This window comes from Dysgonomonas reticulitermitis (genome assembly GCF_054601275.1).
The window spans coordinates 37,629-59,291 of sequence record NZ_BAAHWU010000016.1; the positions used below are offsets into that span (position 1 = coordinate 37,629).

Here is a 21,663-nt window from a genome sequence, read left to right on the forward strand (position 1 = left end):
AAAATAAGAAAATATGCTTAAACCTGAATTTGGTCTTGTAATATGGATGCTTATATGCTTCGGCACAGTATTCATCGTTCTGGCAAAATATGGTTTCCCTGTAATTACCAAAATGGTAGAAAACCGGAAAAACTATATCCAGGATTCGTTGGATGCCGCCGCAAAAGCAAATGAGCAACTTGCAACCATAAAACAGCAAAGTGACGAAATATTGTCGTCGGCCAAGACAGAACAGGTGAAAATCTTGAAAGAAGCTGCCGACACGCGCGAACGTATCATAAACGAGGCGCGTGAGCAAGCTAAAACAGCAGGAGCCAAAGAGATGGAAGAAATAAGAAAACTGATTCAGGCAGAAAAAGATCAGGCTATCCGCGACATCCGTCGTCAGGTGGCAGAACTGTCTGTAGATGTAGCTGAAAAAGTTCTTCGCGATACTCTGAAAGATCCTAAAGAACAAATGTCAATGATTGATCGCCTGGTCGATGAGGCTATGGTTTCTAAATCTTAACTGTTATGAATGAAGGGATGATCTCGAAGCGATATGCTAAAGCTCTGTTGCAGTACGCAATGGACCGGAAAGCCGAAGACACTGTGTTTTCGGAAATGAAGCAACTTGCGTCGGCTTTTGCCCACGAGCCCCGATTGCGTATGGCAATGGATAATCCTACGTTGAATGCCGAAGATAAACTAACATTGCTAAAAGCCGCCGTTGGCAACAAAGGCAGCGAGGAATATGTGAAGTTTGTCGAACTCGTTGTTAAAAACAAAAGGGACATGTATCTGCAACAAATGGCTCTGTCTTACATAGACATCTATTGCGATGCCAAGCATATGAACATGGGACGGCTGGTAACAGCCACGCCTGTAGACGATGTGGTGAAAGCCAAGATGAGAGCGCTGTTGCAAAAAATCAAGCCCGGAACCCTCGACTTCGAAACCGAAGTAGATCCGGACATAGAAGGAGGATTTGTCCTCTACATCGATACATACCGTTTGGATGCCAGCGTGAAAACCCAGTTGAATCGCATCAAGCAGCAATTTGTAGCGGAAAACAGTAAGATGGGGTAATTAGCCAATTCGCCAATTTTCTCATTTTCAAATTTCCTCATTTTCAAATTTTCAAATTAAAAAATATATGTCTGAAAATATAAAAGCAAGCGAAGTCTCTAATGTACTGAAGATGCAGCTCGAGAACATCAGCAACCGCGTACAGTTCGACGAGGTAGGTACAGTTCTTTCGGTAGGAGACGGTGTTGTTCGCATATACGGGCTTAAAAATGCAGAGGCCAACGAGCTTCTCGAGTTCGACAATGGTATTATGGCCGTTGTGATGAACCTCGAGGAAGATAACGTGGGCGCTGTATTGCTAGGAGCGTCCGACCAAATCAAGGAAGGGTTTACAGTGAAACGTACCAACAGGATTGCCTCCATCAATGTAGGTGAAGGGATGCTCGGACGCGTAATCACCCCGCTTGGTATTCCGTTGGATGGGAAAGGCCCTATTACAGGCGAACTACTCGAAATGCCATTGGAACGTAAAGCTCCGGGGGTAATTTACCGCCAGCCTGTAACCCAGCCGTTACAGACAGGTTTAAAATCGGTGGACGCCATGATTCCGATAGGTCGCGGACAACGTGAGCTTATCATTGGCGACCGTCAAACGGGAAAAACAGCCATTGCTATCGATACTATTATCAATCAACGTTCTAACTACGAGGCCGGAGATCCTGTGTATTGTATCTATGTGGCAATCGGGCAAAAAGCATCTACTGTAGCCAATATAGTAGAAACACTGAAAGAAAAAGGTGCTCTGGACTATACTGTCGTGGTTTCGGCTACAGCAGGAGAACCGGCTGCCGTACAATATTTCTCTGCATTTGCCGGAGCTGCCATCGGCGAATATTTCCGCGATACAGGCCGTCACGCTTTAGTAGTATATGATGACTTGTCGAAACAGGCTGTCGCTTATCGTGAAGTATCCCTGATCCTTCGCCGTCCACCGGGACGTGAAGCTTATCCGGGCGACATCTTCTATCTGCACTCGCGTTTGCTCGAACGTGCAGCTAAGATCATCAGCCAACAGGAAGTCGCCGAGCAGATGAACGACCTTCCGCCTAGCCTGAAAGGGAAAATAAAAGCTGGAGGTTCGTTAACAGCCTTGCCTATCATCGAAACACAGGCGGGTGACGTATCGGCATACATTCCTACCAACGTGATTTCCATTACCGACGGACAGATATTCCTCGACATAGACTTGTTTAACTCGGGTCAGCGTCCGGCTATCAATGTAGGTATCTCGGTATCCCGCGTGGGTGGTTCGGCTCAGGTGAAAGCGATGAAGAAAGTGGCCGGAACATTGAAGATAGACCAAGCTCAGTACCGTGAACTGGAAGCATTTACTCAATTCGGGGGCGACCTGGATGCGATAACAGCAATGACTATCGACAAGGGTAAGAAAAACACCGAATTGCTTATCCAGCCTCAATATAGCCCTGTACCTGTAGAAAAACAGATCGCTATATTGTATTGCGGAACCAACGGATTGCTACGTAATGTACCGGTAGATAAAGTACACGAGTTTGAAACTCAGTTTTTGAGAACATTGGAAATGCAGCATCAGGCTGAAGTACTGGATGTTCTGAAAAAAGGTATCATCAACCCGGATGTAGAAAATATTATTAAGAAAGTGGCTAAAGATACTGCCGAGCAGTATAAAAAATAATTGAAGTATGGCATCTCTTAAGGAAATTAAATCCCGGATTAGCTCGGTAAAAAGCACAAAGAAGATTACATCGGCAATGAAGATGATAGCATCGTCCAAGTTGCACAGAGCACAGAATGCGATCACCAATTTCCTGCCTTATCAGCAGAAGCTGGACAACATTCTGACCAATCTTCTTGCTTCGGACGCAAGCTACGATTCTCCATTTATCCAGAAGAGAGAGACTCAAAGGATCGCAATAGTCGTTTTTGCTTCAAACTCTTCTCTGGCAGGAGCATATAACGCCAATGTCATAAAAGAATTTAATGCTGTTTATGACAAGAAGAAAAATGAGCTTGGCAAAGAGAATATCCTGATATATCCGATAGGCAAGAAAATATTCGACGCTGTAAGAAAACAAGGGCTGAAACCTGAAGGCGATTACAAAGAGATGGCGGATAAACCTGCTTATCAGGCTGTACAGGATCTGGCAAAAATACTGATCGATAAGTTTGTAAACAAAGAGATAGATGATGTGGTACTTATATACCATCATTTCGTATCGACAGGTTCGCAAAAGCTATTGACCAAAACATTCCTGCCTTTCGACCTAAGCCACAGCAACGAAGCCGGTGCGAAGAACGAAGCGCAACCGGACTATATCCTCGAACCGTCTAAGGAGGAAATCCTGGAGAGCCTCATTCCGACAGTTCTTTATGCCCGCCTCTATGCTGCCTTGTTGGATGCAAATGCTTCGGAACATGCCGCACGTATGGTGGCTATGCAAATAGCTTCGGATAATGCGGATGAGTTGACTCAGGAACTGACTATCCAGTACAACAAAACACGTCAGCAAGCTGTCACCAACGAGTTGTTAGACATCATTGGCGGCGCTTCGGCATTAAGCTAAAACGGTATTTTTATAAAATAGAAAAGCCCTGATCTGTATAAGATTGGGGCTTTTTAAATTATAGGAATAAACAAATAGAGCAAACGAAAATAGCCCACATGGTACATTGTGCTGATTTTCATAATATTGAATTAAAAACTGGATTGCTTCGTCGACTAACGTCTCCTCGCAATGACGTAAAGTATTGGTTTTATACGTCATTGCGAGAGCTTTGCTCGAAGCAATCCAGATGAAATAAATTCCGTTTGCCCTATATTATTAATTTTTATTGATCATTTATTCCGTATAAATAATAATTTTGTTTTATGAAAAAGATGCTCTTCATACTATTCCTTTTTGTCTCCTGTAGCATGACTACAGAGAAAGGTACTATTTCGGGTAAAGTTGTCAGTGTAGCCGATGGCGATACGATGACCATACTCACTGCCGACAAAAAGCAAATAAAAATACGGATGTTGGGAATCGACGCTCCCGAAAGAGGACAGGATTTCGGCACAGTGGCACGCCAGCAGCTCAACAATCTTTGCTACGGCAAAACCGTGATTGTAGAAAAAAAAGATGAAGACCAATACGGACGTGTATTGGGAGTGGTATATGTCGACGGCATGAATGTAAACGAATATATGGTTCGCAACGGCCTGGCGTGGTATTACAGGCACTTCGTAAACGATCCGCGCCTCGACTCCCTCGAACTGCTTGCCCGTAAAGAAAAAGTGAACATATGGAGCATGAAGAACCCTATGCCTCCTTACGAATTTAGAAAAAGCAGGAGGTAAAGGAACTGTTTATTCAACAGACACCGCCCTACCCTTTTCCACATAACCGGAATCGGCCATAGACTCTACGGTAAACTTACCATGACGGGCAACATATATCGTAATCTTCGAACTCATTTTTTATTTCTCCAAGTTATATAACCGGCAAATGCCTTGTCGAATATTTCCGGCATTGCCACTTTTCCATTTACTAAACAAACCACCTCTATAACAGCATTGGCACATAAAGTGTTGTCCTCGATACGGATTATTTGCTGATAAAAGAAGTAACGGACTCCTTCACGTTCGATTTTCACCGTACAAATGAACCCATCCGAACCACGCAGCGAATTCTTATAGCTGATATTCGCATTACGTACTACAGGCAGTATATTCCCCTCGGTCAAATCACGTAAACGTAAACCGCACTCCTCCATCAGTTCGTGACGTGTGGCTTCGAAATAATGCAGGTAGATAGCATTGTTTACCACTCCTTGCGCATCGCACTCGTAATCGCGGACTTTCATCTTGTTTTCGAACATTAATGCCATCGTTTTATTTTATTTTAGTTTATTCACTTATTATTAATGCAATCCCAACAACATATTAGCCATGATAATAGCCAATACGATCAAAGTTATCGCCACATACAGGTAATCTTTCTCGATAAGAAAAGCGATGACTGAGAATGCGACACGAAAGATGGGAGTAGCTATCAGTACACAAACACCCAGCTGTATAATAGCAGCACCGTCGAAATCTAAAAGCCGTGGAAAAATCGTAGACAACTCCCTTAAATAATACGCGACACCCGGAAATGGTTGTCCATCGGGGGTCGGCCTGTAATGTTCCATCGAACCTCCGTGGTTCTGAAACAGGTATATGATACCTCCAAAGAGAGTTATTCCACATGCCAGCATAACACCATAACGAAGCAATTTACCGATGAAAAGCTCCATATCCCTTTCTGCCCAAAATTCTTTCGAAAAAACCTTCATAACAATCACAATTTACCGGTTAAAGCATTATACACCATCGAAATAGCCAAAAAGAATATTACGACACTGAACAATATGCGAAGCTTTTTCACATTTGTTTTAGGCAATATTTTAGAACCAAAAAATGCTCCGACCAATACACCCACCACGATGGGCATTGCCAGTCCGGGATCGATATATCCGCGTTGCAGATAAATAACTGCACTCGCAGCAGCGGTTACTCCCACCATGAAGTTACTGGTTGTAGTAGACACCTTGAAAGGAATTCGCATCGTTGAGTCCATAGCCAACACCTTGAGCGCTCCAGAGCCTATGCCGAGCAATCCGGACAATACTCCTGCCAACGTCATCAAGGAATAGCCACCCACTACATTGTGAACGTTGTAAGTCTCTTTTCTACCGTCTTTTGCCAGATAAGAGCCATTCAGTTTTAGTTTCACGCCGAGTTTATCGCCCGGAGCAGCGAAGTCTATATTATCTTCTTTCTTGTTTATCGACCTTACAGCCGAGAAAATAAGTACGCAGGCAAATATGATAGCTATATATACTTTATCGAGATGCATGGCCACTATAGCGCCCGCAACGGCCCCGGTAGTAGTAGCTATCTCGAGAAACATCCCTATGCGCACATTCGTTATCCCTTCTTTTATGTAAGCGGCCGCCGCACCCGAAGAGGTGGCGATAGAAGTTACCAAAGCCGCTCCGATAGCATATCGCATATCCACGCCAAAGCCCAGCGTAAGCAACGGAATAACGACTACACCTCCTCCGAGCCCGGTCAGAGAACCGATGAGTCCGGCAATACAGGCTCCGAAAAATAATATCAGAGAAAATATCTCTATACTAAGATCCATAATTATCTATATTTTGAGATACAAAGATAATCTTTTAAAAGACGACTAGAAAAAGAGCAGAAAAAAACATAGCTTATCAGAAGGAAGTTCAATTTAAAATGTTAACTTTATCTGATTGGGAAAAGTCTTTTAGCCTCCCCAAAAACATTCGACAATGTGTACTTGTTTAATTTAAACAATTTATTATATCTACAACATGAAACAGACATTTTTAATTATTCTATTCAGTTTAATTTCCATAACTATGGTCAGTCAAAGTAAAAATCTTTACAGTTTTAAGGTAAAGGATATCGATGGAAAAGAGTTTGATCTCTCGTCTCTGAAAGGGAAAAAAGTTTTGGTAGTAAATGTAGCTTCCAAATGTGGGTTAACACCTCAATATGAAAAGCTGCAAGCATTATATGAAAAGTATAAAGACAACAACTTTGTGGTGATCGGGTTCCCTGCCAACAATTTCAGAGGACAGGAACCGGGAACAAATGAAGAGATAAAAACATTTTGTACTCTTACTTACAACGTTTCTTTCCCAATGATGAGTAAAATAGATGTTGTCGGCGATAACAAAGCTCCTCTCTACGGATGGCTAACAGAAGAAAGTCAGAATGGAAAACTAGACGCAGAGGTGCAATGGAACTTCCAAAAATTCATGATCGATGAGAATGGCAATCTTGTAGACTTCGTAGTACCTAAAGAAGATCCATTTTCAGAAAAAATAGTGAAGTGGATAGAGAATAAATAGTTCGTATGATTAGCTATAATATCATTAAGGGCCGATAAATCCACCGGCCCTTATTTTATATCTTCATATCGTAGTTTAGAAATTATTTCTCCTGCGCGAAGTTGAAGTGCCCCTATATACAAAATATATGAGTATTGCTAACAATATTACAGGTAATGTAACATCCCCTATAGGAGCTCCCACGTTATGATCCCCTGCTCCTTGTGTAGGCTTTTCCGTATCTACCCATGGATTTAAAGCCCTACCGGGACCAGTCAATGGAGTAGCCAACGATGTAATCCCAGAAGACGCGATAGAGCGTTTTTCCCGTTGCAGGTTAGCGTAGGATGGTAATTCTTTTGATAAAATGGGCGTATCCACATTGCCGGTTCCTTCCGCACTTAAAGAAAGTACAGGCGTAACCAGGCACAATAAAAATATGGAAAGTACAAATATCTTTAGTTTTATTTTCATTTGCTCTATTTTTCTAACGTCCGTGTTTGCGTGTTTTGTTTCTCTTTTATCTCTTACTTAGTTCTGTAAGGTTACAAATTTGGCTGTAAAGTTTCGTTTACCGGTAATTTTCACTATATATGTGCCCAAACTTAAAGGCTTCAAGTATTCCATTGAAGGAGCATTGTTCACTTTAGTTTTGGCTATTAGTCGTCCTTGCAAATCGTAAATATGTATATCACTGTTGATATCGTCCTGATTTAATCCTGATATATGAAGTATCGATGTATTGTAATAAACCGATATTTCGCTGTCTCTCTTAATTACTTCATCATCTTCTCCCCAGAAGCGAAGAATGAATCTATTTTCTTTATCATCCAAATCGGATGGTCCTGAAGTAAAATTATAGGAATATCCTTCTGTCAGTTTCACTGTCTTGTTTTCATACCTGTCTATTAACCATACATTAGGGACAGACACCATATTTTCAAGATTGTAGAAATTCAAAGTCATTGTTTGCTGAGAAGCCGGAGGAGTTACATATAACGGCACCTCTTTTGTCCTTAATGGTACGCCATTTCCAAGAAGGCTCTCGCCATCTTTCGATTTTGTATATATTATACTTGTACTAGGCGCCGGATAAGCCCTTTTCATTCCTTCCGAATCTCTCTCCACGTATGTTTCCATCGCTTTCGAAATCCCTTTTCTGGTATCATACGAATCTCTGTAATAATCCAAACTGGCGCCTTCCCTCATCACCACAGCTGTACGGTCGGACGTTTTTTCTACCGGGCTGACAACTTCAACAACTAAATAATCTTTTAGCAAGTCGACATTTCCGGATGCGCTTTTTTGAAAACGAGTCATACCGAAAGTACGTAATTTACTGCTCAACGTAATTTGGAAATCCCCATTAGCCTGCAAACCAAACATCTGCATAGGCGCTATAAGATAATTTTCCGGATCAAGGGCCTTTGAAGCAGCACTAGGATCGAATGAATTCGGATCTACACCAGAAGAAATGGCTGTACCTCCCGAATTACGGCTTATATAATCGTATGTAGCCTTGAAGTGCATAAGGCCATCAGATTTATCATATTTTACTGTCGCATTATTTATAAGCCAGTACTTCGCCCGAAGCAGATCAGTATCCGCGCCAGTCACCGCAGATGCTCCGATACTGGTACCAAACAAAGGCCGAGCCACAGGGGTATCCATTTTCGGAACCTCAGGATAATTAGTATTGGTTGCAGGATCTGTATAATCAAGTCCTAATAAATAATTCAAACTGATCGGAGACATAAACGGATTGCCCAAGAAATTGAAGCCTGCTTGCAAATCAACGGTAACGTCGCTAACGACAAATTTCTCGTTTTCCATCAGTAAATGCTTATCAATGTTTCCGATCGGATTATTGGGATTGGGATTGGGATCGGGAACACTACCAACTGGGTCTTCAGTACCAGACAAATATGTAAAACGGCTAAAGCCTTTCTGATTATCGTCAGGAGCATTACCCGGTCTCAGATAATCTTCCATTACAGCACGATTAAATGTAAATCCGCCTTTTGCTCTGTTTACATTACTGTTCGAACCCATACCTGCATTTTGCCAACGATTACTAATATGTTCATGGTCGAAATCCGTCACTTCCATACTCATGAAATATCCGACTCCGGGTTTCAATTTTGTGTACGGATTGACGATATTCCCTGCCCATGAATTAAAACTTGAAGAACTTGGCTTAGTCAATGTATGATAGAAAAAGTAATCCGCTCCCATCTCTTCAAAAGGAGGCGTAAAACCTGTCATATAGTTTTCTCCAGCCACTCCAGGCGAAGCCGGATTGCGGAGTGTATTATCGTTCGTGCTGGCTTCGTGATCGGCGGTGAAGCCGGCGTCAGCCGGATTATACATATCCAGTTTAACCTGACTGTATGAATGCATCGTCGCCGCTTCATAGACCGTAGTAGCATTACTCTTATCGTCCCGATTATATTCAGGCTCATTTACAAACAAAGCCTGACCCATATTCAACCATAAAGAATTCACATCCGAATATCCGCCTTTAATCGAGAAACGGTTAAAACCATTCAAAAACATATAATTTACCTTAACAGCGGCAGACGAGTCCACCTCAAGGTAGTTAAACTCCCGGGGATCCAAAGATATACCACTATATGGACGAGTGTCATAGAAACCTTTCTCGACACTGATGGTCGGGAAATTAATCCAGTTCGTTTTCTTTTGCGCTGGCTTATCTACCGCCCCTGTAATCGCTCCGACCCCTACCCGGGTATATCTGTCGGCTCTCTTTATCGACTGCTTATTGCTGGTACCGATAAAGGCGACAACACCCTCTGTTTTAGTCGCAGGATTACCAACAAACAAATTTGGATTCGTATCTGCTATATCAGGATCTTTACCATTAATAAAGTCTCCAGTTATTTCTGTCCGCCCTTTCTGTGTGATAGAAGAATTATTAGTAAATTCAGCTGATCCTTGAATATACAAGGTAGTCGACGCAGGATCTTTTCCATCCGTACTCGCTCGATACTCGACACGCATCGGCCCACCGGAATATAATTTAACGCCAACAGGGACTGCTGGGGTTTCAGTCTGCCCTTTAACCATCAATGGCAAAAAGAATAATACGACTAATACCAATCGAAATCTCATTATTGCAGTTTTAATAAAGTCAGTCAAAATCAATACATTAAATCTATTGTATAAAGCGTAAGTACAGAATCCATACTTATATATCGGATGCAAAGATAATATTTTTTTTAAACAAATAGACTTTAATGGAATTTATTTTTCAGGTTCGCTAGTTAAAACTATGTACTTTAGTACAAGGCTTTAGCTTCTATAAATGTTTAAAATTCTTACATAAGTACAACGTTAATGGAAAATCGCAGCAGTACACATAATGTCAATAGGTTGCAAGTACATTTGGTTTGGATAACCAAATATCGCTACCATGTGCTACAAGGTGATATCCAACAACGTTGTCGCGATATTCTTCGTCAAGCATGTAATTCTTTGGACATTCATATAATCAAAGGAGTAGTCAGTAAAGACCATATCCATTTGCACTTGAGTTATCCCCCCAATTAAGCATAAGCGAAACAGTTCGCCGCCTTAAGGGTCGCAGTTCACGGATGCTATTACAAGAATTTCCAGAACTCAAACGTCGTTACTGGGGTAGTCACTTTTGGGGTATCGGTTATGGATGTTGGAGCACAGGTCATATCACAGAGGATATGTTAGAGGTTTATCTGAATCATCATAAGGATCAACCAAATAGTGATGAGGATTTTATACTTGAATGAAAAAATCTTTATTCTATATAAACTCTATTATATATGAAAATCTCGTAATAAGTCATTTACAGTTTTGACGGGATTAAACGTTTCTATTGGAACTTCTACAAATATTGTGTTCCAGTCCGACATAGCTCCATTCCACAACCCCGGCAATTCCAACGCCTTCAACTGCTTGCCATTTTTGGATTTTATTGATATAAAGCCCGTACTGTTATCCACATAATCTTTCAGGTTGAAAGAACGGCCTCTATAATCTTTTATACCGCAAACAATATCTACCGGATTAAAGTGCGTACCGCTTCTGAACAGTTCTTCTTTTACGGGATCAGACATGTCTACCTGGGAGCTTTCCAATATTTGGGGGGATATGGTTCCATCCTGGTTTACAGCCAGAAAGGGGCCACCTCCGGGCTCACCCACATTCCGCACCATCCCGCAAACCCGGCATGGACGATCCAGTTTTCGTTTCAGGTAAAGGACCAATTCCGCGTCTTCAAGCAGTTTAGTGTCAGGGTTCTTTATGTTCAGGGTATTCTGTAAAAAGTAAAGGATTTCCATCAATTCCTCGTGCGTATATTTCCCTGTATCAAGCAGCTTGAGGTATTCAAATATTTTACTTTGTGTGTCTATCAATACCCCTGCCAGTATTTTTTTATATTTTGTCTCTATAGTTTTATATTTGTCAGGCACATTATTATCTATATTTTTTATAAAGACAATATCTGCATCCAGGTCATTCAAATTTTCAATCAACGCTCCATGACCTCCCGGACGGAATAAAAGCACACCGTCTTCCCTGAACGGCTCGTTGTTCTCATCTGCCGCAATGGTATCGGTACTTGGCTTCTGCACACTGAAACTCACATGATAATCGGCTTCCAGTTTATCTTCAAATCCGGGTTTCACCTGTCTTACAAGTTTTTCGAACATGATCCGGTGTTCGGGCGATACGGTAAAATGGAGATTTACAATGCCGCTATCGTTCTTCGCGTACAAGTAACCCTCCATCAGATGCTCTTCTACCGGAGTACGTTCGCCGGCCTCATATTTATGAAACTTCAGCAATCCTTTAGGAAGATTGCCATAATTAAGTCCTTTCGGCAGCAACAGGTTTTCTACAATAGCTTTGTAGTTGCCGGCCGCGAGAAGTTCTTTTATACTTTTCTTTTCGTTTTCCTCACAAACCTTATCCAGATCGTTATAGAACGCGAATTTTGAAAGGCCGTCAAAAAAAGTTTTCTCGAAAGCCGACGCGGGAACATCGTAAGGCGCATCCAGAAATTCGAACAAGTCTTTAAACATACGGCTGGCTGCACCTGAAGCAGGAACGAATTTTACAACTTTTCTATTGACAGAAGATTTATATTTATCCCAGTCATCCAGATATTTTTGCTCCTCATCCGGCGGCGCCACGCATATACCTTTCTCCACAGAAGCTGCTCCCGCGAGTTCGAGGAAAGGAAATCCCGCTTTAAAGTTATTCAGCTGTTTCTGAAATTGTTCGATAGATATACCCTTTTCTTCAAGATGTATTTTATCCGATTCTGTTATCATAGCCATGAGTTTTATAATACAAAACTAAGAAAAAATATCAACAAATCAGCGCAATTGCCGTGAAAAGTCCCATATTACTATTCCCGCGGCAACCGAAACATTCAACGAATGTTTTGTACCATACTGCGGTATCTCTACACAGCAGTCACACAAATCCACAACATCCTGCTGTACGCCTTTCACCTCGTTTCCCAGTATCAAGGCGTATTTTTTATTTTTATCCGGAGTAAGTTCATCGAGCATAACACTGTTTTGAGCCTGCTCTACGGCACATATTATATAGCCTTTTTCTTTCAGGCGCTTCACGGCATCGATTGTATTATCAAAATAATGCCATTCCATGGAGTATTCCGCCCCTAAAGCCGTCTTATGTATCTCTGCATGGGGAGGCGTAGCGGTAATCCCGCACAGGCAAATAGATTCGACAAGGAAAGCATCCGATGTGCGAAATACCGAACCTATATTATTCAAGCTCCGCACATTATCGAGAATTACAACTAAAGGTATTTTTTTTTCTTCCTTAAATTCTTCGACAGTCAACCTATTGAGTTCTGTTATTTTTTTTACTTTCATTCATATTGAGTTATGAGTTATGAGTTATGAGTTATGAGTTTTAAGTTATGAGTATTGAGTTTTAAGCACTTACTACTTACTACTTACTACTTACTACTTACTACTTACTACTTACTACTTACTACTTTAAACTTATTCATCTTTTAAATACACCGTAGCACAATCGATCTGCGCCCCCATAGGAGGATTTTTCTTCGATAGTTTTATCTCCAAACTTTCTATTTTCTCATACTTGCCTCTGAGCCGCTTCACAATGCGGTAAGCCACATGTTCCAATAATTTGGAAGGAATTGCCATCTCTGCCTTTATATCTTCATATATTTCCGCATAACTCACCGTATCCTGCAAATCATCGGTCTGTCCGGCTTTCGATAAGTCTATACCTATTTTCAGATTCACAATATATTCATTCCCCACAACGGTTTCCTGAGGTAAAACACCATGATTGGCATAAAAAACAACGTTTTCAAGTAAAATATAACTTTTCATAAAGTGCCGGATAAATCGATACAAAGCTAAGTTTTTTATTTATATTTGTTGTCTAATGGTTTAACAAATATTGTAAGTATAAGCACACTATAATCATGAGCAGAGCTAAAGAAACACTAATCTCGGCAACGCAGCACAATGTCTTGGCGACAGGAACTAATATTAAAGGAAATATCGGTTCGGAAGAAGATTTTAGGATAGACGGTTCAATCGATGGCAATATTTCCTGCCGTGGAAAAATAATTGTCGGGCAAAACGGAACAATTACCGGGAATATAACTTGTGTAAACATCGAAATTTTCGGCCAGGTAAAAGGAAATATAATTTGTAAAGACACCCTTATCCTGAGATCGACTTCAAAGCTAGTGGGCGATGCAAAAATGCAAATCATAGAAGTGGAACCGGGAGCTCAAATCATGGAAAGCACCCTGTCGATGATCGATAAAGGCGCAGAAGCTGAATTTGCTTTCACGGAAGAATGACATATCAAAATTTTATACAAAATGAGCATAAATAAAAGAATAACAGCCTTACGAGGCTTTATGGAAGAAAAAGGGCTGCACGCCTTCATTATACCGAGCACAGATTCGCATTTGAGTGAGTACCCCGCCCTGCATTGGGCTTCGAGAGTATGGATCAGTGGATTTACAGGATCGGCCGGAACAATAGTAGTTACCCGTGACAAGGCCGGGCTATGGACAGATTCGCGCTACTTCCTGCAAGCAGCTAACGAGCTGGACGAAAACATTATCACCCTCTTCAAAGACGGCCTGCCGGATACGCCCACCATCGAAGAATGGTTGACAACAGAACTTGGCAAAGGAGAGAATGTAGGCATCGACGGTAGCGTATATGCGGCAAAAGAAGCTATCAACCTGACCCACAAGCTAAACATGAAAGGATTGCACCTTATAAGCGACTACGATCCGTTTAGCTCCATATGGCACGACAGACCCGCTATCCCTACGAATCCTATATTCGTTCTTCCCGAAAAATATACGGGCGAAGCCACCAATAAAAAAATAGCACGCATATGCGATGCCGTAGAAAAGGCAGGAGCTGAATCGTTGCTTGTGGCGTCGTTAGACACTATAGCCTGGATATTCAACATCAGGGGCAACGATGTAAAGTGTAATCCTGTGGCGGTAAGTTATGCATACATTTCAAAGAAAGAAACGGTACTGTTTATCGACCCTGAAAAACTGACAGCCGAAACTACAGGCTATCTGAAATCGGAAGGGGTAACGATCGCAGAATACGGAAAAGTGCTCGATTATGTATCGAAAGTCAAGGCTCCGGTATGCCTCGACGGAAACAAGGTGACATTCAAATTATACAATACCATTCCTCAAGGCTTGCGCATCGTAGATATACCTTCTCCCGCCGACCTGATGAAGAGCATCAAGAACAAAGCAGAGATAGAAGGATTCCGCAAGGCAATGGAAAAAGACGGAGTAGCCCTTGTGCGCTTCTTTATGTGGCTCGAAAAAGCCGTACCAAAAGGTGAAGTCGCGGAAATCACAATTCCTGCCAAACTGGTAGAATACAGGGGACAACAGCAAAATTTTGTTGGCGAAAGCTTCGATACTATTTCGGGATACGGGCCAAACGGAGCTATTGTCCACTATCATGTAAGCGAAGAAAGTTCATTACCTGTAAAAGCGGAAGGCTTATTGCTGGTTGACTCGGGCGCACAATATTTTGACGGAACAACAGACATTACCCGGACAGTATCCGTAGGTGAGCTTACCGATCAAATGAAGAAAGACTATACGATGGTGCTGAAAGGTCATATCGACATAGCCACAGCCATATATCCGCAGGGAACACGCGGTAGCCAGCTGGATATCCTCGCCCGCAAAGCATTATGGGACAACGGGCTTAACTATCTGCATGGCACAGGTCACGGTATCGGTCACTTCCTCAATGTGCACGAAGGTCCTCAAAATATCCGTATGAACGAGAATCCGACAACCTTGCAAATAGGCATGGTTACATCTAACGAACCGGGGCTTTACAGGGCAGGACAATATGGTATCCGCATCGAAAACCTTGTATTGACTCAACATGAAGCCACCACCGAATTTGGAGACTTCTATTCATTCGAAACGTTGACTCTTTGCCCGATAGACACCACTCCGATTATCAAAGAAATGCTGACCGGCAAAGAACTGGCATGGTTCAACGAATATCACAAACAAGTTTACGACCGCCTGTCTCCGCTACTGGATGCAGAAGAAAAAGAATGGCTAAAACAAAAAACAAATGCGATCTAAGATATTCTGCATAGCTTTGAGCCTCCTATTTATTTTCAATATGGAGGCTCAAAACATTAAAAACGCATTCAAACTGGAAGCCGACATTCCACAGATCATAGACAAACTTTATTTCGGACAGTATTGGATAGGACAATCATACGCCATCGATTCCGTAATACCTGCAAACGGGAAAGCTATTTTCACCAGGGAGAAACAACCCGATCCGGGCGAATATTTCCTGTACTCAAAAACCGGATTATTAATAAACCTGCTTTTAGATAAAGGACAAGACAATGTCTGTATATCGGTAAACCCGTCAGACACGAAACAAAGTAAAATATCAGGAAGTGAGGACACTCGCTTATTATGGGAATACCAAACTTTATCTCAAAAGGCTGAAGCCTTGAAAAAAAAATTAACCCAAAAGCCAAACAAAGAGGAGACAGACGAACTGAAACGTTTGCAAGACAATATTCTTCAGCTTACAGGCAACCATTCAGGGACATGGTTTGCTGCGTATACAAAAGGAGATACGCCCATAAGCCTGCCCTTTCCCACGCCAAAGAATGTTGATGAATTTTATTCAAATAAGCATTATGGCAGGATTCATTATTTCGACAACATGGATCTTACCGATCCCCGTTTGTGGAGATCCAGCTATTTGATACCAACGATAAACACCTATATGAGTACATGGGTAGAACAATATCCCGATTCGCTGGCAACGGCTGCAAGTGAACTGGTAGCAAAAACAAAAGGAAATGACATTTGTTTTAAAGAAATGCTGTCTTATTTTACCAATACAGCGCTCGAAAGCAAAACCATGGGCAACGAGAATGTGTGGGCAAAGCTCTACGAAGACTACATCCGGGTACATGATGTGCCCTGGATTACGACCGAGCAAAGAGGTCTGCTTAGTCAGAAATACGAGACCATAAAAATGAACCGTATTGGTATGACAGCCCAGAGTTTGCAATTGGAAACGATAGATGGCAAACCTATAAATACAGGCGAGATAGAGGCCGATTACCTGATTCTTTATTTTTACGACCACGATTGCAGCCACTGTCAGGAAACAATACCCAAAGCCCATGACCTGTACAAGGCATATAAAGATAAGGGCGTAAGAATGGTGACCATAGACATCAATAACAATAAAGAACAGATGATAAGCTTTATAGAAAAGCATAATCTGCGAGATTGGATCAACTGTGCGGATGCGGGCTACAAATCGAAGTTCTGGATATATTATAATGTATCGGGTGTTCCGTCAATTTATATTATCGACAAGGATAAGAAAATAATAGCAAAAAATATAGATAACGAAGGAGTAAAAAAAGTTTTAGAATTTTATATAAGATAAGTAGTAAGTAGTAAGTAGTAAGTAGTGAGAACTTAAAACTTAAAAACCCATAACTTTTTAAAAAAAATGGCATTAATAAAGGAAGTAAGAGGGTTTACACCCGAAATCGGAGAAAACACGTATCTGGCCGAAAACGCAACCATCATAGGCGATGTGGTTATAGGTAAAGATTGCAGTATATGGTTCAGCACCGTATTACGCGGAGATGTTAATTCTATACGCATCGGCAACAGAGTAAATATACAAGACGGCAGTGTGCTGCACACATTATATCAAAAATCGGTTGTGGAAATAGGCGACGATGTTTCGGTAGGACACAACGTGGTTATTCATGGAGCAAAAATAGAAAACGGCGCGCTGATAGGCATGGGGGCAATAGTGCTCGATCATGCCGTGATAGGCGAAGGTGCTATTATCGCCGCGGGATCGGTTGTCCTAAGTGGCACACAAGTAGAACCGGGTAGCATTTACGCAGGTGTCCCTGCCAAATTTGTAAAGAAAGTCGATCCGGAACAAGCAAAAGAAATCAATCAGAAAATAGCCAAAAACTACCTGATGTATTCAGGATGGTTTAAAGAAGAGTAAATCGATTTGAAAATGTGCCAATTTGAAAATAACTCCGCCATCACTGAGCGTAAATAAAAATAATTACGCAGTGCGTATGTATCAAAAATTAGGTTTTTCTATCATCAATGAAAACAAAGATGACTTTCTGATGTTATTAGAATTAAAATCAATTTGAGAATTAAATAATTTGAAAATATGTCAATAGTACAAACGGTAATTAAATTTTCAAATTTACTAATCTCAAAATTTTCAAATTAATATAGAATGAATTTAATAGAAGATCTCAAATGGCGCCACGCCTGCAAAGGCATGAATGGCGAAAAAGTACCCCAAGATAAAATAGAAAGAATACTTGAAGCTGTAAATCTCGCTCCAACTTCATTAGGCATGCAACTTTTCAAGGTACTGGTAATAGAAAATCAAGAGCTGAAACAACAAATATTCGATGAATCCTGTGAGCAACAACCTGTTACAGCCTGCTCGCATCTGCTCGTATTCGCCACAGGGACACAGATTACAGAGAAGTATCTGGACGACTATTTTACCCTGATAGAGCGTAAACGCAATCCGGGCAAAGAATGGTTGGGTAAGTACAGAAAGAAAATAGAATCATTTAAGGATAAGAATTTCGAAAATCTTGAAAACTGGCTGGCACACCAGGTCTATATAGCTCTTGGTTTTGCCTGTGTAGCTGCTGCCAACGAGCGTGTAGACTCAGTGCCGATAGAAGGTTTCGACAAGAATAAGCTAAACAGGATACTAAATCTGCCCGAACAACATCTTTCGGCTGTGGTGATGCTTCCTTTGGGATATAAAGACCCCGAAAAAGACTGGATGAACAATCAGCCAAAAGTAAGAAAAGAGGCAAAAGACCTGTTCGAGGTAATAAAGTAGACAATGTGAAAATGTGAAAATGTGAAAATTAAAATAACCATATAGAGATGAAAAAAGAAGTTTTAAAAAAGATGATCGCCAAACCCGGCGATAAGCACAAAGTTTCGGAGTTTGAAACGGACTTTACTGCAGGACTGAACAAAGAGGATGCCGAAAAGCTTCTGAGTGAGAATATCGAAAAATTATCGAAATTGCAGGACAAACTCTATGCACAGGACCGTTATTCGGTACTGGTAATATTTCAGGCAATGGATGCCGCCGGAAAAGACGGAACGGTAAAACATGTCATGTCGGGCATCAATCCGCAAGGCTGTCAGGTATTCTCTTTCAAAGCTCCATCGGCCGAAGAATTAGATCACGACTATCTGTGGCGTATATACCGCTGTTTGCCTGAACGCGGACGCATCGGCATATTCAACCGTTCACACTATGAAGATGTATTAGTAGCCAAGGTACATCCCTCTATCGTTCTGAACGGAAAGTTGCCGAAAGTGACTAAGGTGGAAGATGTCAATGATAAATTCTGGAAAAAACGATACAGACAGATAAACGACTTTGAACGCCACCTGACCGAAAACGGCACTATCGTTTTGAAGTTCTTCCTGAATGTATCGCATGACGAACAGGAAAAACGTTTTCTGGCAAGGCTGAAAGACGAAGCCAAAAACTGGAAATTCTCAGCTTCCGACCTGAAAGAGCGTCAATATTGGGACGACTACATGAATGCTTATTCCGAAATGCTTACACATACCTCTACCGACGAGGCTCCCTGGTATGTTATTCCTGCCGACAACAAATGGTTTATGCGTTACGCCGTAGGACAAATCATTTGCAAGCGGATGGAAGAGATTGATCTTCACTATCCGGTACTGACCGACGAAGCAAAACAAAGCATAGAAGCCGCTAAAAAAATATTGGCGGGAAAGAAAGAAAAAGCTAAGCCGGCACCTGCGAAGACACCTGTCGCAAAAGCCAAAAAGACCAAGACTATAAAGGATAAAAGCCGGACCAGAACGACTAAATAAATTAAGGGTAGCTCATTGGGCTGCCTTCAATATTTTAGGGTGGTTTGAAAAAAACGTTCTACAACTGCCGTTCAAATTCCATTTCTTCATATGTCGAGATAACCTCGCGCCATTCGTCAGGTATCAGCATCGATGATTGCGTATGGGCACTGTAAGCGACAAATACCGATTCGCAACGGCACTTTATTTCGTCGGTTTTTATATTTCTTAATTGTTGAAGAAAAACACCGCTTTTTTCGCCCAGTTTTTTGATCTTTGTTTCCACAACGATCCTCTCTTTATAAAATATCGGGGAAAGAAAATCAACCTCTATACGTGCCACAACTATCAGCCCTTCCGTCCAGCTAACGGCTTTTGGTTTTATCAAATCGAAATAAGCCGTCTTTCCCAAATCGAAATAGCTGAAATATATATTATTGTTGATATGCCCCATGGCATCTATATCGCCAAACCGTATCTGTATAGGTAAGGAGGTCTTAAAAACCTCCGGTTTTACTTCATGCATAAAATATTTTGAGTTTTAAGTTATGGGTTTTAAGTTTTAAGTCCTTACTACTGTCTACTGTTTACTGTTTACTACTCACTACTGACTACTGACTACTGACTACTGACTACCGACTACTATTTACCTAAAAACAATATCGTTAACCACATGCATTCCGGCATGTTCGTTTAATTTCGCGATAAGCCTTTCCTTAGCCATTACCAACTCGGAACGCAATACCGATGAGCTTAACGATACATAAAGCACATTGTTGCGCAAGTAAATATTAGTTGTATAAGAAGCTATCATCGACCCTAACAGTCGCGACCAGCCCGACACTACCCTGCTTTCGGCAACCTTCCTTTTGAAGAACTGGTTTTCTTCAAAGAACTGCTTCAGTACTTCGCCTATGCTTTCGGTATTTCGCTTTCTCATAAGGCAGGATTCTTTTGAACGACCTCGCCTTTGACCACTTCGTAAAGATGATAGTTGCTGTTGGTACGCGACAATATGTCGTCCAAATGCTCGCGGTTCGTATCCGTGATAAATATCTGTCCAAACTCCTTATCCAGTACCAGCTTTATGATCTGTTCCACCCTTGTCGAATCCAGTTTGTCGAATATATCGTCGAGAAGCAGCACCGGGGTCGTATTTGTAGCTTTCCGTAAAAAATCGAATTGCGCCAATTTTAATGCCACTACATAGGTTTTATTTTGCCCCTGCGAGCCTACCCGTTTGATGGAATAACCATCCATCCGCATATCCAATTCATCTTTGTGAATACCGCTGCCCGTATATCCCAGTATCTTGTCCCTCTCCCGTTTTTGTCTTAGAGATTGCAAAAAACCAGGATTCGCGAAATGCGATTCATATTTCAGTTCTACTTTTTCGTTAGAAGAACAGATGTAATCGTAATATTTTTGAAATGTAGGTATAAATTGACCGATAAAATCGTTTCTTTTTGCATAGATCACTTGTCCTTCAGCATCTAATTGTTCATCCCACAAATCGAGTAAAGTATCGTCTATTGGTCCGTCTGTCTTTAATAAGGCATTCCGGTGTTGAAGAGCTTTATTGTAGCGAATAAGCGAATGTAAATATTCTTTATCGAACTGCGAAAGCACCATGTCTACAAATTTGCGGCGCTCGTCGCTTCCCCCGCTTATCAGTTCGGTATCGGACGGCGAAACCATCACTAACGGAAGCGTACCTATATGATCTGCCAAACGCTCGTATTCCTTCTTGTTCCGTTTAAACTGCTTTTTCTGCTTCCGGCGCAGGCTACAAAAGAACTCTTCCTGCTTGTCGCCGAGCAAATACCATCCTTGTATAACGGCAAAATCGGCATCGTGACGGATATTTTGCGTATCCACCGCATTATTGTGGCTTTTACAAAAAGAAAGATAATGGATAGCATCGAGCAGATTGGTCTTACCCATACCATTACTCCCCAGAAAACAATTGATCTTAGGCGAAAGCGTCAGATCGGCTTGTTCCAGATTCTTATAATTCAGTATGGATAAACGTTCGAGTATCATATTGCGTAATAAAAAGCCAAGATTACAAAAGTAGTATTTTTATTTTTGGAATAGAGGAAGAGGGTTAATTATAATCAGGGCAACCGCATCAAAAAAGTGAAGAATGAAAAATTAAAAATCGTTAGTTTGTATTTTATAAAAAAGAAAGATAAAGGAAACTCCAAATTGAATATCTTTCCTGGATAAAAAAGCTCCATCTGCTG

Annotated in this window: 23 protein-coding genes and 1 pseudogene; 13 read left to right on the plus strand and 11 right to left on the minus strand. The window is 41.4% G+C overall.

What is annotated here, in order from left to right:
- Nucleotides 1–13: 13 nt before the first annotated feature.
- The 5 genes from atpF (at nucleotide 14) to ACYPZI_RS08140 (ending at nucleotide 4,387) form a co-directional block, all read left to right on the plus strand.
- Nucleotides 14–508, plus strand: a complete 495-nt coding sequence (gene atpF, locus ACYPZI_RS08120) for a F0F1 ATP synthase subunit B (protein WP_459600420.1) — start codon at nucleotides 14–16, stop codon at nucleotides 506–508.
- A 5-nt stretch (nucleotides 509–513) separates the two neighbouring features.
- On the plus strand, nucleotides 514–1,068 hold the full coding sequence (locus ACYPZI_RS08125) for a F0F1 ATP synthase subunit delta (RefSeq protein WP_459600422.1): 555 nt from the start codon (nucleotides 514–516) through the stop codon (nucleotides 1,066–1,068).
- A gap of 67 nt (nucleotides 1,069–1,135) precedes the next feature.
- The gene (gene atpA / locus ACYPZI_RS08130; protein ID WP_459600424.1) at nucleotides 1,136–2,722 is read left to right on the plus strand and encodes a F0F1 ATP synthase subunit alpha; all 1,587 of its coding nucleotides are present in this window, start codon (nucleotides 1,136–1,138) and stop codon (nucleotides 2,720–2,722) included.
- A gap of 7 nt (nucleotides 2,723–2,729) precedes the next feature.
- Nucleotides 2,730–3,611 (plus strand): F0F1 ATP synthase subunit gamma, encoded by an 882-nt coding sequence (locus tag ACYPZI_RS08135; RefSeq protein ID WP_459600426.1) that lies wholly within the window; start codon nucleotides 2,730–2,732, stop codon nucleotides 3,609–3,611.
- A gap of 305 nt (nucleotides 3,612–3,916) precedes the next feature.
- Nucleotides 3,917–4,387, plus strand: coding sequence for a thermonuclease family protein (locus ACYPZI_RS08140; protein ID WP_459600428.1), 471 nt, complete (start codon nucleotides 3,917–3,919; stop codon nucleotides 4,385–4,387).
- Between the two features lie 113 nt (nucleotides 4,388–4,500).
- Here ACYPZI_RS08140 and ACYPZI_RS08145 read toward each other — a convergent pair whose 3' ends face one another.
- Genes ACYPZI_RS08145 through ACYPZI_RS08155 form a run of 3 tightly spaced genes read right to left on the minus strand, consistent with a single transcriptional unit; the run spans nucleotide 4,501 to nucleotide 6,218 of the window.
- A complete protein-coding gene (locus ACYPZI_RS08145; protein ID WP_459600430.1) occupies nucleotides 4,501–4,917 on the minus strand; it encodes an acyl-CoA thioesterase in 417 nt (138 codons plus the stop codon).
- A 33-nt stretch (nucleotides 4,918–4,950) separates the two neighbouring features.
- Nucleotides 4,951–5,364, minus strand: a complete 414-nt coding sequence (locus ACYPZI_RS08150; protein ID WP_459600432.1) for a DUF1634 domain-containing protein — start codon at nucleotides 5,362–5,364, stop codon at nucleotides 4,951–4,953.
- 5 nt (nucleotides 5,365–5,369) lie between these two features.
- On the minus strand, nucleotides 5,370–6,218 hold the full coding sequence (locus ACYPZI_RS08155; RefSeq protein WP_459600434.1) for a sulfite exporter TauE/SafE family protein: 849 nt from the start codon (nucleotides 6,216–6,218) through the stop codon (nucleotides 5,370–5,372).
- A gap of 244 nt (nucleotides 6,219–6,462) precedes the next feature.
- Between ACYPZI_RS08155 and ACYPZI_RS08160 the strand changes: the two genes are divergently transcribed.
- Nucleotides 6,463–6,957 carry a glutathione peroxidase gene (locus ACYPZI_RS08160; RefSeq protein WP_459600464.1) on the plus strand — a complete coding sequence of 165 codons (495 nt, stop codon included), beginning with the start codon at nucleotides 6,463–6,465 and terminating at the stop codon, nucleotides 6,955–6,957.
- A gap of 75 nt (nucleotides 6,958–7,032) precedes the next feature.
- Here the strand turns inward: ACYPZI_RS08160 and ACYPZI_RS08165 are convergent, their stop codons facing one another.
- Both ACYPZI_RS08165 and ACYPZI_RS08170 read right to left on the minus strand, forming a co-directional pair.
- The gene (locus ACYPZI_RS08165) at nucleotides 7,033–7,410 is read right to left on the minus strand and encodes a hypothetical protein (RefSeq protein ID WP_459600436.1); all 378 of its coding nucleotides are present in this window, start codon (nucleotides 7,408–7,410) and stop codon (nucleotides 7,033–7,035) included.
- A 57-nt stretch (nucleotides 7,411–7,467) separates the two neighbouring features.
- Nucleotides 7,468–10,068, minus strand: coding sequence for a T9SS type A sorting domain-containing protein (locus tag ACYPZI_RS08170; RefSeq protein ID WP_459600438.1), 2,601 nt, complete (start codon nucleotides 10,066–10,068; stop codon nucleotides 7,468–7,470).
- A gap of 225 nt (nucleotides 10,069–10,293) precedes the next feature.
- Here ACYPZI_RS08170 and tnpA point away from each other — a divergent pair.
- Nucleotides 10,294–10,664, plus strand: a pseudogene (gene tnpA / locus ACYPZI_RS08175) (IS200/IS605 family transposase); the annotation flags it as partial.
- An 84-nt stretch (nucleotides 10,665–10,748) separates the two neighbouring features.
- On the opposite strand, the gene ACYPZI_RS08180 reads toward tnpA, so the two are convergent.
- From ACYPZI_RS08180 to folB, 3 genes are all read right to left on the minus strand, one after another.
- On the minus strand, nucleotides 10,749–12,269 hold the full coding sequence (locus ACYPZI_RS08180; protein ID WP_459600465.1) for a DUF4301 family protein: 1,521 nt from the start codon (nucleotides 12,267–12,269) through the stop codon (nucleotides 10,749–10,751).
- A gap of 45 nt (nucleotides 12,270–12,314) precedes the next feature.
- Nucleotides 12,315–12,842 carry an RNA methyltransferase gene (locus tag ACYPZI_RS08185; protein ID WP_459600440.1) on the minus strand — a complete coding sequence of 176 codons (528 nt, stop codon included), beginning with the start codon at nucleotides 12,840–12,842 and terminating at the stop codon, nucleotides 12,315–12,317.
- Between the two features lie 132 nt (nucleotides 12,843–12,974).
- Nucleotides 12,975–13,331 carry a dihydroneopterin aldolase gene (gene folB / locus ACYPZI_RS08190; RefSeq protein ID WP_459600442.1) on the minus strand — a complete coding sequence of 119 codons (357 nt, stop codon included), beginning with the start codon at nucleotides 13,329–13,331 and terminating at the stop codon, nucleotides 12,975–12,977.
- A gap of 95 nt (nucleotides 13,332–13,426) precedes the next feature.
- Here folB and ACYPZI_RS08195 point away from each other — a divergent pair, with 95 nt between their 5' ends.
- The 6 genes from ACYPZI_RS08195 (at nucleotide 13,427) to ACYPZI_RS08220 (ending at nucleotide 19,438) form a co-directional block, all read left to right on the plus strand.
- On the plus strand, nucleotides 13,427–13,813 hold the full coding sequence (locus ACYPZI_RS08195; RefSeq protein ID WP_459600444.1) for a bactofilin family protein: 387 nt from the start codon (nucleotides 13,427–13,429) through the stop codon (nucleotides 13,811–13,813).
- Nucleotides 13,814–13,834: 21 nt separating this feature from the next.
- Nucleotides 13,835–15,607 (plus strand): aminopeptidase P family protein, encoded by a 1,773-nt coding sequence (locus ACYPZI_RS08200; RefSeq protein WP_459600446.1) that lies wholly within the window; start codon nucleotides 13,835–13,837, stop codon nucleotides 15,605–15,607.
- The gene (locus tag ACYPZI_RS08205) at nucleotides 15,597–16,952 is read left to right on the plus strand and encodes a thioredoxin-like domain-containing protein (protein WP_459600448.1); all 1,356 of its coding nucleotides are present in this window, start codon (nucleotides 15,597–15,599) and stop codon (nucleotides 16,950–16,952) included. The genes ACYPZI_RS08200 and ACYPZI_RS08205 overlap by 11 nt, the downstream gene beginning before the upstream one ends.
- Before the next feature lie 66 nt (nucleotides 16,953–17,018).
- Complete coding sequence (locus ACYPZI_RS08210) at nucleotides 17,019–17,537, plus strand: gamma carbonic anhydrase family protein (RefSeq protein ID WP_459600450.1); 519 nt, start codon at nucleotides 17,019–17,021, stop codon at nucleotides 17,535–17,537.
- Between the two features lie 246 nt (nucleotides 17,538–17,783).
- Nucleotides 17,784–18,413: an NAD(P)H-dependent oxidoreductase gene (locus ACYPZI_RS08215; protein ID WP_459600452.1), complete on the plus strand. Its 630-nt coding sequence runs from the start codon at nucleotides 17,784–17,786 to the stop codon at nucleotides 18,411–18,413.
- Between the two features lie 47 nt (nucleotides 18,414–18,460).
- Nucleotides 18,461–19,438, plus strand: coding sequence for a polyphosphate kinase 2 family protein (locus ACYPZI_RS08220; protein WP_459600454.1), 978 nt, complete (start codon nucleotides 18,461–18,463; stop codon nucleotides 19,436–19,438).
- Nucleotides 19,439–19,496: 58 nt separating this feature from the next.
- On the opposite strand, the gene ACYPZI_RS08225 is transcribed toward ACYPZI_RS08220, so the two are convergent.
- From ACYPZI_RS08225 to recF, 3 genes are all read right to left on the minus strand, one after another.
- Complete coding sequence (locus ACYPZI_RS08225; protein WP_459600456.1) at nucleotides 19,497–19,943, minus strand: acyl-CoA thioesterase; 447 nt, start codon at nucleotides 19,941–19,943, stop codon at nucleotides 19,497–19,499.
- A 120-nt stretch (nucleotides 19,944–20,063) separates the two neighbouring features.
- Nucleotides 20,064–20,357 carry a DciA family protein gene (locus tag ACYPZI_RS08230; protein WP_459600458.1) on the minus strand — a complete coding sequence of 98 codons (294 nt, stop codon included), beginning with the start codon at nucleotides 20,355–20,357 and terminating at the stop codon, nucleotides 20,064–20,066.
- Nucleotides 20,354–21,460: a DNA replication/repair protein RecF gene (gene recF / locus ACYPZI_RS08235; protein WP_459600460.1), complete on the minus strand. Its 1,107-nt coding sequence runs from the start codon at nucleotides 21,458–21,460 to the stop codon at nucleotides 20,354–20,356. Before recF ends, ACYPZI_RS08230 begins: the two co-directional genes overlap by 4 nt.
- Nucleotides 21,461–21,663 lie beyond the last annotated feature (203 nt).